The sequence below is a fragment of the Georgfuchsia toluolica genome (assembly GCF_907163265.1).
Taxonomy (GTDB): domain Bacteria; phylum Pseudomonadota; class Gammaproteobacteria; order Burkholderiales; family Rhodocyclaceae; genus Georgfuchsia; species Georgfuchsia toluolica.
The window spans coordinates 2,114,673-2,129,227 of sequence record NZ_CAJQUM010000001.1 but is presented as its reverse complement, the minus strand read 5'-3'; the positions used below and the strand labels follow the sequence as shown (position 1 = coordinate 2,129,227).

General features: G+C 60.2%; 12 protein-coding genes. 4 read left to right on the top strand and 8 right to left on the bottom strand.

Annotation, left to right across the window (positions count from 1 at the left end; genetic code table 11):
- Positions 1-3: 3 nt before the first annotated feature.
- The 8 genes from purH to K5E80_RS09995 all read right to left on the bottom strand — a co-directional run bounded on the left by purH (position 4) and on the right by K5E80_RS09995 (position 8,316).
- Positions 4-1,581 (bottom strand): bifunctional phosphoribosylaminoimidazolecarboxamide formyltransferase/IMP cyclohydrolase, encoded by a 1,578-nt coding sequence (gene purH / locus K5E80_RS10030; RefSeq protein ID WP_220636015.1) that lies wholly within the window; start codon positions 1,579-1,581, stop codon positions 4-6.
- 15 nt (positions 1,582-1,596) lie between these two features.
- Positions 1,597-1,827 carry a helix-turn-helix domain-containing protein gene (locus K5E80_RS10025; protein ID WP_220636014.1) on the bottom strand — a complete coding sequence of 77 codons (231 nt, stop codon included), beginning with the start codon at positions 1,825-1,827 and terminating at the stop codon, positions 1,597-1,599.
- Between the two features lie 37 nt (positions 1,828-1,864).
- The gene (gene dusB / locus K5E80_RS10020) at positions 1,865-2,884 is read right to left on the bottom strand and encodes a tRNA dihydrouridine synthase DusB (protein ID WP_220636013.1); all 1,020 of its coding nucleotides are present in this window, start codon (positions 2,882-2,884) and stop codon (positions 1,865-1,867) included.
- Between the two features lie 331 nt (positions 2,885-3,215).
- Positions 3,216-4,352: an FAD-dependent monooxygenase gene (locus tag K5E80_RS10015; RefSeq protein WP_220636012.1), complete on the bottom strand. Its 1,137-nt coding sequence runs from the start codon at positions 4,350-4,352 to the stop codon at positions 3,216-3,218.
- Positions 4,353-4,355: 3 nt separating this feature from the next.
- Positions 4,356-5,660 (bottom strand): aminopeptidase P N-terminal domain-containing protein, encoded by a 1,305-nt coding sequence (locus K5E80_RS10010; RefSeq protein ID WP_220637296.1) that lies wholly within the window; start codon positions 5,658-5,660, stop codon positions 4,356-4,358.
- A gap of 15 nt (positions 5,661-5,675) precedes the next feature.
- Entirely contained in the window at positions 5,676-6,491 is an 816-nt protein-coding gene (locus K5E80_RS10005; RefSeq protein WP_220636011.1) for a nucleotidyltransferase family protein, read from the bottom strand.
- A gap of 102 nt (positions 6,492-6,593) precedes the next feature.
- A complete protein-coding gene (locus K5E80_RS10000; protein ID WP_220636010.1) occupies positions 6,594-7,169 on the bottom strand; it encodes a hypothetical protein in 576 nt (191 codons plus the stop codon).
- A gap of 109 nt (positions 7,170-7,278) precedes the next feature.
- Positions 7,279-8,316, bottom strand: coding sequence for an aminoglycoside phosphotransferase family protein (locus K5E80_RS09995; RefSeq protein ID WP_220636009.1), 1,038 nt, complete (start codon positions 8,314-8,316; stop codon positions 7,279-7,281).
- A gap of 97 nt (positions 8,317-8,413) precedes the next feature.
- Here K5E80_RS09995 and K5E80_RS09990 point away from each other — a divergent pair, with 97 nt between their 5' ends.
- The 4 genes from K5E80_RS09990 to rsmA all read left to right on the top strand — a co-directional run bounded on the left by K5E80_RS09990 (position 8,414) and on the right by rsmA (position 14,478).
- Complete coding sequence (locus K5E80_RS09990; RefSeq protein WP_220636008.1) at positions 8,414-10,858, top strand: LPS-assembly protein LptD; 2,445 nt, start codon at positions 8,414-8,416, stop codon at positions 10,856-10,858.
- Between the two features lie 262 nt (positions 10,859-11,120).
- Complete coding sequence (locus K5E80_RS09985) at positions 11,121-12,416, top strand: peptidylprolyl isomerase (protein WP_220636007.1); 1,296 nt, start codon at positions 11,121-11,123, stop codon at positions 12,414-12,416.
- 222 nt (positions 12,417-12,638) lie between these two features.
- The gene (pdxA, locus tag K5E80_RS09980) at positions 12,639-13,598 is read left to right on the top strand and encodes a 4-hydroxythreonine-4-phosphate dehydrogenase PdxA (RefSeq protein ID WP_220636006.1); all 960 of its coding nucleotides are present in this window, start codon (positions 12,639-12,641) and stop codon (positions 13,596-13,598) included.
- 103 nt (positions 13,599-13,701) lie between these two features.
- On the top strand, positions 13,702-14,478 hold the full coding sequence (gene rsmA / locus K5E80_RS09975) for a 16S rRNA (adenine(1518)-N(6)/adenine(1519)-N(6))-dimethyltransferase RsmA (protein WP_220636005.1): 777 nt from the start codon (positions 13,702-13,704) through the stop codon (positions 14,476-14,478).
- The last annotated feature ends 77 nt before the right edge of the window (positions 14,479-14,555 follow it).

Here is a 14,555-nt window from a genome sequence, read left to right as displayed (position 1 = left end):
CCATCAATGCCGGAAGTGGCGGAAGCCGGTAAACACCATCGCCAGGTTCTGCTCGTCGGCGGCGGCGATGACTTCGGCATCACGCATCGAACCGCCGGGCTGGATCACCGCCGTGGCGCCGGCTTGCGCCAGCACGTCGAGCCCGTCGCGAAAGGGGAAGAAAGCGTCCGATGCCACCACCGAACCTTTCACCTTCATCTTGGCGTTCTCGGCCTTGATCGCGGCGATGCGCGCCGAGTCGACGCGGCTCATCTGGCCGGCACCGACACCGACCGTCATGCCGTCCTTGCAATAGACGATGGCGTTGGACTTGACGTACTTGGCGACGCGCCAGGCGAACAGCAGGTCGCGCATTTCGGTCTCCGTCGGCGTGCGTTTGGTGACGATCTTGAGGTCGGCCAGCGCGACATGCGCTTCGTCGGCGCTCTGCACCAGCAGCCCGCCGCCTACGCGCTTGTAGTCGAAGGCGCCGCTGACCTGGCCGTGGGGAACCACCAGTACGCGCAGGTTTTGCTTGGCGGCGAAGACGGCCATCGCTTCCGCGCTGATCTCCGGCGCGATGATCACTTCGGCGAACTGCCCCGCGATGGCTTCGGCCGCGGCCTTGTCGAGTATGGCATTGAAAGCGATGATGCCGCCGAAGGCCGAGGTCGGATCGGTTGAAAAGGCCTTGCGGTAGGCTTCTTCCGCCGTCTTGCCGAGCGCGACGCCGCACGGGTTGGCATGCTTGACGATGACGCAGGCGATGCCGCCGTGACTATCGAAGGCCTTGACGCATTCCCACGCCGCATCGGCATCGCCGATATTGTTGTAGGAGAGTTCCTTGCCCTGCAGTTGCCGATAGCTGGCGATGCTGCCGGGAACCGGCGCCGGCTCCCGGTAGAAGGCGGCCTGCTGGTGCGGATTCTCGCCGTAGCGCAGGGTCTCGACCTTGTCGAAAGCGAGTTGCAGCTTGTCCGGGAAGGTGCCGGGTTGGTTGTTTTCGTCGAGGCTGGTAAGCCAGTTGGCGATGGCGGAGTCGTAACGCGCCGTATGCGTGAAGGCTTTTTTCGCCAGGGCGAAACGGGTCTTGTAGCCGATGCCCTTGCCGGCCTTGAGTTCCTCCATGATTTCGGCATAGTCGTCGGGATCGGTGACGATGGCGACGCCGCCCTGTTCATTGCCGTGATTCTTGGCTGCGGCACGCACCATGGTCGGGCCGCCGATGTCGATGTTCTCGATGGCGTCGTCCAGCGTGCAATCGGGCCTGGCCACGGTCTCGCGGAAAGGGTAGAGGTTGACCACCACCAGGTCGATCGGCGTGATGCCATGCGCGGCCATGGTTTTCAGGTGCTCCGGCGAATCGCGGCGGCCGAGGATGCCGCCATGCACCTTGGGATGCAGGGTCTTGACGCGGCCGTCGAGCATTTCGGGAAAACCGGTATGTTGGGACACATCGGTCACGGCGAGGCCGGCTTCGCGCAGCAGCCTGGCGGTGCCGCCGGTGGACAGCAGTTTGATGCCCATTGCATTGAGGGCGCGGGCGAAATCGACAACGCCGCGCTTGTCGGAAACGCTGATCAGTGCATGTGAAATGGTCATGGAAAGTTTCGGTAATTAAAGTAAGCGGTAATCGTTGAGTTTGCGACGCAAGGTGTTGCGGTTGATGCCGAGAATGTCGGCGGCCAGGGTCTGGTTGCCGTCGGCGTGGCCCATCACCACTTCGAGCATGGATTTTTCGACGGTGGATACCACCATGTCGTACACCGCGTGCGGCGCTTCGCCATCAAGGTCGCGAAAATAGCGATTCAGTGTTTTCTTGACGCAATCGTGCAGTTCGTTGCTCATGAATGTCTTCCCCCGATTCGCCTGGTATTGTTTTGTTTCAGGCGGCCTGTGCCGATTCAAAATTATCGTAGCTGAGCTGGTCGCTGTGCGCGGCCTGCTCGGCGAAAAAAACATCGGTTGCGGCAAGTTGCGCTTCGACCGTCTGCAACTGATTCATGGCATGGCGGAAGTTTGCCGCTCCCTGCAGGCCCTTGGTATACCAGCTAATGTGCTTGCGCGCGATCTTGAGTCCGGTGTCCTCGCCGTAGAAGGCGTAGAGGTCGGCGAGATGGTCGCGCAGAATGCGATGGATTTCGACGACGCGCGGCGGCGGCAGTATGGCGCCGGTGTTGAGGTAGTGCTCGATCTCGCGGAACAACCAGGGTCGGCCCTGCGCGGCGCGGCCGATCATGACGCCGTCGGCGCCGGTGACGGCAAGCACCTGCTTGGCCTTTTGCGGCGTGGTGATGTCGCCGTTGGCGATCACCGGAATGCGGATCTGCGATTTGACCAGCGCAATGGTTTCGTACTCGGCCTCTCCCATGTATTGATCGGCGCGGGTGCGGCCGTGAATCGCCACGGCGCGGATGCCGCAGTCCTCGGCGATGCGGGCGATGACCGGTGCATTTTTGTTTTCGCGGTTCCAGCCGGTGCGGAACTTCAGCGTCACCGGTGTGTTGGGCACGGCCTTGACAACAGCACCGAGAATCCTGGCCACCAGCGCTTCGTCCTGCATCAGCGCCGAGCCGGCCATGACATTGCAGACTTTCTTCGCCGGACAACCCATGTTGATGTCGATGATCTGCGCGCCTGCGTCGACATTGTAACGCGCGGCCTCGGCCATCATGGCCGGATCGGCGCCGGCGATCTGCACTGAGACCGGGCCGGCTTCGCCGTCATGGTTGGCGCGCCGCCGCGTCTTGGCGCTGCCATAGAGCAGCGAATTCGAGGTGACCATTTCCGATACTGCGAGTCCGGCGCCAAGTTTTCGGCACAACTGGCGGAAAGGGCGATCGGTAACGCCGGCCATCGGAGCTACGAATAGATTATTACGGAGCGTAAAGCCGGCGAATTGCATCGGTATGAAAAAACAGTGGAGGTGAGGCAGGGAGATGAAAAGAATTTTACTCCACGCCTTGGCAAAGTCCAAAGTTCATAACCGTTGACGCGAAAGCGTTATTGGAGTGAAAAGCAAAAACGATGCGCATTGTGACTATCGAGCGCAGCGAGCAAATCAGTAACCCCGCCCCGGGGGTTGAGGCGGGGTTTCGCAAAGCACTGCTTTGCGCCGACGAAACGGGCGAGCCATGCAGGGCGAGCCCTGGAGCAGGTGGGGGTGGGGGGCGTTCAATTTGCCTTTCGCGCATTTTCATCATCATGGGTGGTGCTGGCGACCATGCGCGTTCTGACTACCAGGCGCGCGCGCCGAACATCATGCGCCGGGCGAGGAAGCTGCGCGCCGCCGGCAACAGATCGAGGCCGAGCAGGCCCGCGCCGCACGCATGGCCGAGCAAGGGGTTGTCGTTGCTGAACAGGCGCACCAGGGTATCGGTGAAGCCGATGGTGCAGCGCCGGTCGAGCTGGCGCTTTTTCGCATAGCGATGCAGCAGGTCGGGTGCGCCGGAATCCACGGCGTTTGTCAATGTTCGCGCCAGTTCGCGCACATCGCGCAAGGCCAGGTTGAAGCCCTGGCCGGCGACCGGGTGCAAGGTTTGCGCGGCATTGCCGAGCCACACCTGACGTTCAGCCACGGCTTCGTGGCGATAGCGCAAGCCAAGCGGAAAGGAATGACGCGGTCCGGTGCCAGTGAAGTGCAAGCGTTGTCCGAAGCAGTCTTGTAACTGGGCGAGAAACTCTGTTGCGGGCATTGTCGTCAATGCGCCAGCGATTTCGGGTGAACAGCTTTGCACCAGCGCAAAGGCATGCCCAAACGGTAACAATGCGATGGGGCCTTGGGCCGTGAAACGCTCCCAGGCCCTGCCTTGCGGCGCTTCGCTTGCGCTGACAATGGTTGTCACGGCATGCTGGGCATAGTCGTGACGATTGATGTCAGCGGTGTTATCGACGATACCTTCTGCATAGGCGACGAGCTGGGCGCGGCAGGTTTCGCCCCCGGCCAGAAAATTGACGTGTCGTACCTCGGCATTCACAACCTCGATGCGCGTGTTGTCGTGATAGACGATATTGGCGGCGGCGACGGCTGCGTCGAGCACTCTGTACAGTTCGCGTAAGGAGACCACGTAGCCCAGCGCGGGGATGTGTTCCTGTTCGGCGCGGATTACACTGCGGCCGCCATGGCCGCGCTGCGAGATGTGGATGGTACGGATCGGTGTCGCATCCATGCCTTGCCAGGCACCGAGCCATTCGAGGGTTTGCCGGGTGCCGTAGGAGAGCGCCAGAATGCGCTGGTCGTCGAGTCCCGCGCCGCGCCCGCGCGCATCGAAAATTTTGGCGGCGATGCCTTGCTTGTGCAATGCCAGTGCGAGCGACATGCCGACCGGGCCGCCTCCCACGATGGCTACAGGCGTCAACTCTTCGCTCCTCACCCCTCACTCCTTACTCATGAGTGCTTCGATATCCGCAATGGTCTTCGGTGCGGCGGTGGTGATTATTTCGCAGCCCTCCGCCGTGACCAGGGCATCGTCTTCAATACGGATGCCGATATTCCAGAACGCTTCCGGCACATCGGCGGCGGGGCGGATGTAACAACCGGGCTCCATGGTGAGGACCATTCCCGGCACGAGGGTTCGCCACTTCTCGCTTTCCTTGTATTCCCCGACGTCATGTACGTCGAGGCCGAGCCAATGGCTGGTACGGTGCATGTAGAAGCGCTTGTAGCTTTCCTTTTCGAGCGCTTCGCCGAGCGTGCCGGAGAGCAGCTTCAGGTCGAGTAAGCCTTGCGTCAAAACTTTGAGCGCCGCTTCGTGCGGATCGATGAATCTGGCGCCTGGCTTGGTCGCGGCAATCGCGGCGGTTTGTGCCATCAGCACCAGTTCGTAAATATCGCGTTGCGCCGGCGAAAAGCGGCCATTGGCGGGGAAAGTGCGCGTGATGTCGGAAGCATAACCATCAAGTTCGCAGCCGGCATCAATCAGGATCAGGTCGCCGGCGCCTACCCGATGGTTGTTGCCGACGTAGTGCAACACGCAGGCGTTCGCCCCGGCGGCAACGATGGAGCTGTAGGCCGGGTACTGGCTGCCGTGGCGGCGGAACTCATGCAGCAATTCGGCTTCGATCTCGTATTCATATTTGCCCGGCGCGGCGAACTGCATGGCGCGCCGATGCGCCGTGCAGGAGATGGCGGCCGCCTGCTTCATCAAGGCAATCTCGTGCGCATCCTTGATCAGGCGCATTTCGTCGAGTGCTATGTACACATCGTGGATGGCGGCGGGCGGGCGTTTGCCGGTGCGGGTTTGAGCGCGTACCGCATTCAGCGCGGCGGTGATGCGCGCATCCCAGGCCGAATCGTGTCCCAGTGAAAAATGCAGCGCTGGCTGGTCGGCAATCAACTGCGGCAACTGCTCGTCAAGCGTCTTGATCGAGAATGCGGCATCGAAGCCGAAGACATCTTTCGCTGCTTCGGGCCCATGGCGAAAACCGTCCCAGATTTCGCGTTCCATATCCTTGTCGCGGCAGAACAGGATCTGTTGCGGCCCATTTTTACCTCGGCCGGCGATCAACACCAGCACCGCTTCCGGCTCCGGAAAGGCGGTCAGGTAATGGAAATAACTGTCGGCGCGATACGGATAGCTCGCGTCGCTGTTCCGATATTTTTCCATCGCCGTCGGGATGATGGCGATGCCGCTGCCCATTTTTTCGATGAGCTTCGCACGGCGCGATTTGAAGGGGTTGATGTCCACGGGCGCAGATTACCCCAGTCGCACCAGTTCCGCATCCAGCGCAGCGAGGCGCTCCGGGGTGCCGACGTCGATCCAGCGCCCGTTATGGCGGCTGCCGCCGACGCGGTCCGCATTCATGGCCTCGACCAGCAACGGCGCCAGCTTCGCCCGGCTGCCGGGCGCGATGGCGGCGAACAGTTCGGGGCGATAGATGCCGGTGCCGGAGAAGGTGAGCTTCGCAGGTCGTTCCAGCAAACGGGTTACCGTTCGCGGTGAGCCTGTCGAACCGCATTTACCTTGCATCAACTGGCCTTCGACAAGCTCAGGCCGAACGGATTCATTGGAATCGTTATGCTGGAGCGAACTATCCGTTGCGTTATCCACTGACACACGGCCATGATTCAACACGAAGTCGCCCTTGGAATGATGTTCAGGATTCGGCACCAGCACGAGATGAGCGAGATCGCCGCCCATTGTCGCGGCGATGCGCGGCGCCTGCGCCACATCCCAGTCGCAGAAGGTGTCGCCGTTGATGACGAGAAAAGGCGCGGCGCCGAGCAGCGCCATGGCCTGGGCGATACCGCCGGCGGTTTCAAGCGCGCCCGCTGGCTCGGCCGAATAGCGGATATGCAGGCCGAATTGCGAACCGGCGCCCAGCGCGGCCTCGATCTGCGCACCGAGGTGGGCGTGGTTGATGACGACGTCGGCAAAGCCCGCCGCCGCCAGCCGTTCCAGATGCCATACGATCAGCGGCTTGCCGCCGGCTTGCAACAGGGGCTTCGGCGTGTGGTCGGTCAGCGGGCGCATGCGTTCGCCGCGCCCGGCGGCCAGGATCATGGCTTTCATGAAAGCAAAAGGCGGTTAGCCACAGAGGACACAGAGGTCACAGAGAAGAACCAAATGTCTCTCCCTTTTTACTCTTCTACGGGTTAGCTCTCTGAACAAAACTTATTCTTCAATCAATGAAAAACGTGACCAATGGTTTGAATAGCCAACTACTGGGACTAAAAGCAGTACGCCAACTCCGCCACCACTTTGATTTAGGATGAGCTGATTACCGGAGCGATATAAATCCATGGAGTCTGTACCAACCGCAACAGCGTTATCGCCGCTAATAACTGCGTCTCCATGTATGGTAATTGCATTGGTTTTGCACTCAACTCGTGTTTTTGGCACTGTCCATTCGTGTTCGATACCTTCGCCAGTGACTTTTATGGCTAATGTTTGATTGTCAGCAACGTGGATTTGCACGACTTTTGCAGCAGATAGGTCTTTCCAAAACTGGTAACGCATCTGCAATTGCAATTCCTTGTCGCGACCGGTTATCCCAGATAACCGGGATGCCAGCCAAGCACGTTGTCCATCTGCTGTTTCTCCAATGTTCTCGTAAACACCACTCAATTTTGGACAAATGTCTGATCGCGTGCCAGCGACTGCCGCACCCCATTTATCAGGATACTTGTCGACTGATATGCAACCACACATTGCTATTGCGAAGAACCAAATAAAGGCAAATCTTGTCATAGTCGAACGTAGCCTTAGGGGCAGAAATATTTCCATTTTTCATCAAAGATGCGAGGCAGATTATTACCCATGGTTTGCCTTTCTCTGTGACCTCTGTGTCCTCTGTGGCTCAGGGTTTTGCCTTTAGCTGCCCAGCCGGCATGGTATGACCAAACACCGTGACTTTGTCTTCCAGTAGATCAAGCAGTCGCCGCAGTGGTGTGAGTTCGTCGTAGCGGGAGACGGCTCCGCGCAGGTATTTGGCGACCAGCGGCATGTCCTTGAGGTAGCCGTCCTTGCCGTCGCGGTGATACAGGCGCGCGAAAATGCCGAGCACCTTGAGATGGCGCTGCACGCCCATCCATTCGTAGTCGCGATGGAACACGGCAAAGTCGGGATTGACGGGCAGGTCCGCCTGGCGCGCCTTTTCCCAATAGCGGATCAGCCAGTCGAGGGCTTGTTCTTCCTCCCATTCGATATAGGCATCCTTCAACAGCGACACCAGGTCGTAGCTGATCGGGCCGTACACGGCATCCTGGAAGTCGATCACGCCGGGCTTGCCTGCGGCGACCGGCAGCATCAGGTTGCGCGAATGGTAGTCGCGGTGCACATACACCTTCGGTTCCGCGAGATTGACGGTGAGGATTTTCTCGAACACCGCGGCGAGCTGCTGGCGCTGCGCGTTGCCCATTTCCACGCCGAGATGGCGCGCCACATACCAGTCGGGGAACAGATCTAGTTCGCGCTTCAACAGGGCGCGATCATATTCCGGCAGCATGCCGGCCCGGCTGGCGCGCTGGATATCGACCAGCGTGTCCAGCGCGGCGAGATAGTGCGGGTATGCCTGCTGCGGCGTGGCGTGGCGCAGTATATCGAGATAGGTGGTGGCGCCGAGGTCGGAGATCAGCAGAAACCCCTGTTCAAGCTCCCGCGCCAGGATGTCCGGCACCGCCGCGCCCGCGGCGTGGAACAGTTGCTGCACTTGCAGCCAGGGATGCAAGTCCTCATGCGCCGGCGGGGCGTCCATGACAATCGCCGTCGTGGCATCCTGCCAGGTGACGCGAAAGTAGCGGCGGAAGCTCGCATCGCTGGAAGCGGGCGCGAGGGAAAAGGCCTTGCCGGGAAACAAGCGGGCCAGCCAGTGCTCGATGGCGCGTTGGCGTTGCATGGGTCTTGGTGCGCGGCGCGGATGTTAGAATCCGCCGCATCTTAACATTCAGCCCGCCGGATCCGGAAGCACGGGGGGCTTACCCTACGACAAAAGCATGGCCCGTTCCTTGCGCGGACAATTCGGATTCCTGACCTTGCTTGTTGCTGCCGGCGCTCAGGCAGCGCCGACAAAACTACCTCCATTACAGGTCGATCCGGCGCTGCTGGGGCTTCCGCCGGTTGCCCCCTCACAGCCTGCCACCGCGCCCGCGGCAGTCTCTCTGCCACCTGCCGCGGCAGGCACTGAGGGCGAAGCCCCGGTTGCCGCTCCCGCCGCACCTGTTCCCGCCCCATCTACTCCGGCAGCGCCGGCAAAGCCGGTGGGACCGAATTCCGCAGCGCCGGGAAAGCAGCAGATCTATCTGACTGCCGAACGCATCGAAGGCACGACCAGTGTCGAAACTACTGCCGAGGGCAATGTTGACTTGCAGTATGGCGAACGTACGGTGAAAGCCGACCGCATGGTGTATCGCGAGCCGCTCGATGAGGCCGAGGCGACCGGCAATGTCAAACTGACCAGCCCCGGCGAGGCGATTGCCGGACCGCACTTGAAACTCAAGCTGGGCGACAGCGTTGGGACGTTCGATACGCCGGCCTATTCGATACATGCCTTCAACAGCAAGGATACCGCCGCTGCCGCACACGGTACGGCGGCTCGCCTCGATTTCCAGGGCAAGGACAAGTACCGGCTTGCCGATGCCACCTACACCACTTGCCCCGCGAACGGCAGCGATCCGGACTGGTTCGCGCGCGTCAGCAATCTGTCGCTGGATTACACCACTAGTGAGGGTACCGCCAGAAGTGCAACCGTAGTGTTCAAGGGAATACCGATCCTGTATTCGCCCTGGTTGTCGTTTACTTTGGACAACAAGCGCAAGACCGGCCTTCTGGCGCCGACCATCGGCAGTACCAGCAAGGGTGGCCTGGAACTCACCACGCCGTTCTACTGGAACATTGCGCCGGACATGGATGCCACCCTTGCGCCGCGTGTCATGACCAAGCGCGGTACGCAGTGGAACGGCGAATATCGCTATCTGGGGCGGAGTTATTCAGGACAGATTGCCGGCGAATATCTGGGCAACGACGAGATCACGCACACCAACCGCAACGCGCGCACCATTTTGCATAATCAGGACTTTGGTTATGGCTTCACCGGCGAACTCAATCTGAACAAGGTCTCCGACGATACCTACTTCACCGATTTATCGACGCGCCTGTCCAACATTACGCAAACCAATCTCCTGCGCGAAGGGCGCCTCAATTACGGCGGCAGCGAATGGTGGTCGGCCAGCCTGATGGCGCAACGCTTCCAGACCTTGCAGGATCCTTCCCAGCCGCCGCTGGCGATTCCCTACGATCGCCTGCCGCAGTTGCTGCTGACCGCTGATCGTGCCGACATGCCGTTTGGCACCGAGGTGATTTTTTCCGGCGAATATGCGAACTTCAGCAATCCGACAGGAACCAAGATCGAAGGCAAGCGAACCACGTTATATCCCCAGCTTGCCTACCCGATGCAAACCGCCGCGTATTATGTGACACCCAAGATCGGCTTCAACTCGACGCGTTATCAACTGACCAACCAGCAAGCCGCCGGCACAACGCTTCCCGACCAGTTCACGCGCAATGTGCCGATTTTCAGTGTCGATAGCGGGGCGGTATTCGAGCGGCCATTGCAACTCTTCAGCCAGGACCTGACGCAGACCCTGGAACCCCGTGCGTTTTACCTCAGGGTGCCCCACCGTGACCAGTCCATTCTCGACAAGCCCGGCCAGGTTGTCAATTTCGATACCAGCCTTGCCGACTTCAATTTTGCGCAGATATTTACCGAGAATGCCTATTCAGGCGGCGACCGCGTTGCCGATGCCAATCAACTGACTCTGGCAGCGACATCCCGTATCATCAACACCGCCAACGGCGAAGAACTGCTGCGCGGCGCGATCGGCCAGCGCTATTATTTCGCCGACCAGCAGGTAACTCTCAACGGTGTTGTGCCACGGACCGGGCGTACTGCCGATTTTCTCGCCGCGCTGACGGGTAAATTGAATCGCGAATTCAGTATCGACAGCGGCATGCAGTACAACTATCAGGATTCCGCAGTGGAGCGCTTCAACCTCGGCGCGCGCTATCAACCGGAACCGGGCAAGGCGTTGAACGCGAGTTATCGCTTCACGCGCAGCCTGCTGCGACAGATCGATACGTCGGCGCAGTGGCCGCTGTTCGGCGGCTGGCATGCGGTGGCACGTTATAACTATTCCTTCCGCGACAAGCGCGCCATCGAAACCATTGGCGGCCTCGAATACGATGGCGGTTGCTGGGCCACGCGCTTTGTGCTGCAGCGCCTTGCCACGGCGGTGGGGCAGGTCAACAATTCAATCTTCATCCAACTCGAACTGAACAGTTTCTCCAGCATCGGTTCCAATCCGCTCAATTTGCTCAAGCGCAACATCCCCGGCTACGGACAAATCACCAATACACCCGCGGATCCGGTGTTCGCCGAATAGTTTATTCATTAATTGGTTAAGTCATGACAAATCGTGCGAAGCATTTCGAGCGAAGCGAGCCTAACAATCGCCTTCCCCGTGAGGGGGGTGTAGGCGGGGTTTCGCGGAGCACTGCTCCGCGCCGCCGCAGCCGGCTGGTTGTGCAAAACCAGTCGTGGGCGGATGGGAGGGGCGGCCTTTATTTGCTTTTCCGGCCAAAGTCCTTCATCGAAGTTATCTTTTTATCCTTGTTTGGTTCCGGCTTGGCCGGCTTAGGAATCCCATGAAACTGCGCCATTTACTTCCGCTGCTGCTGGCCCTGCAATTGCCGATCGTCGCACAGAGCGCTCCTGCGCCCGTTATCCCGGCTGATCGCGTGATCGCCGTGGTCAACAGCGAAGCGATTACCGAATACGACCTGAAGCTGCGTCTGGCGGCTGCCTTGCAGCAATTGCACGCCCAGAACATTCAGCCTCCTGCCGAGGATGTGATGGTCAAGCAGGCGCTGGAGCGTCTCATCATGGACCGCATCCAGTTGCAGTACGCCAAGGATACCGGTCTCTCGGTTTCCGACGGCGACCTTGACGCCACCATTCGCCGCATCGCCGAGAGCAACAATGCGTCGGTCGCCGACATGAAGGCGTCGATAGAACATGACGGCATGAACTGGGACCACTTCCGCCAGGATATTCGCGAGCAGGTCGTTCTCAGCCGCCTGCGCGATCGCGAAGTCGACAACCGCGTCACCGTTTCCGACGGTGAGATCGACAATTACCTTGCCAATCCGCCGCCGGCCGAGAGCGGCAAGGTCAACATCGCCCACATCCTGATTCGCGCGCCAGAACAGGCAACGCCAGAACAGCTGCAGCGCCTGCGCGAGCGCGCCGAACAGGCGCTGGCGCAGATCAAGGCCGGAGAAGATTTCGGCAAGGTCGCCGCCACCTTTTCCGATGCGCCGGATGCCCTCACTGGCGGTGTCGTTGGACTGCGGGCGGTGGATCGTCTGCCGCCCCTGTTTGGCGACGCTCTGGGCAAACTGCAACCGGGCGGGATAAGCGATATCCTGCGCAGCCCGGCTGGTTTCCACATCATCAAGCTGATCGAACGCCTAGATGCCAAACAAGGCCTGCCTGCGCTCAAGCAAACCCACGCCCGCCACATCCTGATCCGCATCAACGACCTGACGTCCGAGGCCGATGCACGGCGCAAGCTCGACGGCATCAAGGAGCGGCTCAATAATGGCGCCGACTTTGCCGAGCTGGCGCGTCTCTATTCCGACGATCTTTCCGCTTCCAAGGGCGGCGACCTGGGATGGCTGTATCAGGGCGACACCGTGCCCGAGTTCGAGCATGCAATGGATGAGCTCAAGATCGGTGAAATCAGCAAACCGGTGCAATCGTCCTTCGGGCTGCACTTGATCCAGGTACTTGAACGCCGCGTTGATGAGGGTTCCAAGGAGCGTCAGCGCCTGGTTGCCCGCATGGCCCTGCGCGAGCGCAAGGCCGATGAAGCCTATCAGGACTGGCTGCGCCAGCAGCGCGATCAGGCGTATGTCGAATATCGTCTCGACGAGAAATAAAACGACCTATCTCCCAACCCCTTTCCCCAAGGGGTGCAGAAGCGCACTCCTTGGGAAATTCGGTGGCCCACCCCCTACCGCCGCCCCTTGGGCGGGGCGATTAGTCACTTCCCTCCCGTGGTGGGGAGGGAGGATGGGAGGAAGGGCAGTTGCCCCAACCAGCGCTTGCGCTGGTGACATTGCGGCGGGGGGAGCCTGTACTTGCAAACAGTGTGCGCTTAAATGACTTCTGACCTTCCTCTAATTGCCGTTACCAGCGGAGAACCCGCCGGTATCGGCCCGGAGATTTGTCTTGCGCTGGCCAATACCGATCTGCCGGCGCGTATTGTCGTTATCGGCGATCGGGAATTGCTTGCGCAACGTGCGCGGCTGATCGGCAAGTCGGTAACCGGCCTCGATACCGAGCATGTTCCTTTGCGTGTTCCCAGCGTTGCAGGCCGACTCGATGCACGCAACGCGCCCTATGTCATCGACGTCATCAACTGTGCGCTGCAAGGTTGCCTCGATGGCCGTTACGCAGCGATGGTCACTGCCCCGGTGCAGAAGAGCATCATCAACGCAGGCGGGATTCCCTTTACCGGCCATACCGAATATCTTGCCGAAAAAACCGGCACGCCGCGCGTGGTGATGATGCTGGCCGGCGCCGGCTTGCGCGTCGCCGTGGCGACCACGCATCTGGCGCTGAAGGAAGTCCCGGCGGCAATCACGCAGCAGGAACTGGAAACGACGTTGCGCATTATCGATACCGATCTGCGCAACAAGTTCGGTATCGAACGGCCGCGCATTCTCATTGCCGGGCTCAACCCTCATGCGGGCGAAGATGGCCATCTCGGCCGCGAGGAAATCGAGATCATTACGCCGGTGCTGGAACGCCTGCGCAATGAAGGTATGGATCTGGTCGGGCCGTTGCCGGCGGATACCTTGTTTACGCGCAAGGTGCTGGCCGGTTCTGACGCCCAGCTCGCGATGTATCACGACCAGGGGCTGGCGGTTTTGAAGTATGCGGCTTTTGAAGAAGGCGTGAATATCACCCTCGGCCTGCCGATTTTGCGCACTTCGGTCGATCACGGCACGGCCCTCGGTCTGGCCGGCACCGGCCGCGCCGATCCGGGCAGCCTGTTTGCGGCCGTGAGAATGGCTATAGAGATTGCCAGCAGAAAAGCAAATGCCAAAGGCAATTAGCCACAGAGGTCACAGAGGGTACAGAGAAATTCAAAACCAATATCCCCTACCATCGCGGGTTTGGTTCTCTCTGTGACCTCTGTGACTTAAAGGGTTTCATACCATGGCGCATATCCCGCGCAAGCGCTTCGGCCAGAACTTTCTTAATTCACCTGGCATCATCCGCAAGATCGTCGCCGCGATTGCGCCGCAGCGCGGCGACCTGATAGTGGAGATCGGCCCCGGCCAGGCGGCGATTACCGAGCCGCTTCTGGCTGCGCTGGATCGATTGCATGTCGTCGAGATCGATCGTGATCTGATCTCTGAATTGAAACAGCGCTTCCCTGCCGACCAGCTGATCATCCATGAAGGCGATGCACTCGGCTTTGATTTTGCGACCTTGGGCGAGAATCTCCGCGTGGTAGGGAATCTGCCCTACAACATCTCCACGCCGCTGCTGTTCCATCTTGGCGCGTTCGCCAGCCATGTGCATGACATGCACTTCATGTTGCAAAAGGAAGTGGTCGATCGCATGGTGTCCGCCCCGGGGAGCGGCGAATACGGACGGCTGTCGGTGATGCTGCAATACCGCTTCCACATGGAGCGCCTGTTCATCGTGCCGCCGGGCGCCTTCACGCCGGCGCCGAAGGTGAATTCCGCCGTAGTGCGCATGATTCCGAAACCGGCGGATGAACTTCATGCACGCAATATGGAAGTCTTCGCCAGTGTGGTGAGCGCCGCTTTCTCGCAGCGGCGCAAGATGCTGCGCAACACTTTGCGCAAGCTGTTTTCGGAGGCGCAACTCCAGGACCTGGGCATTACGCCCACGGTGCGCCCGGAGAGGCTGGGGGTTGAAGATTATGTCAGGCTTGCCAATCAGCTCAGCGGTCGGGACAGTTAGCGTGAAAAAGCAAAAACAGCGCGCATTGTGACTATCGAGCGTAGCGAGCAAATCAGTAACCTCGCCCCGGGGCAGGG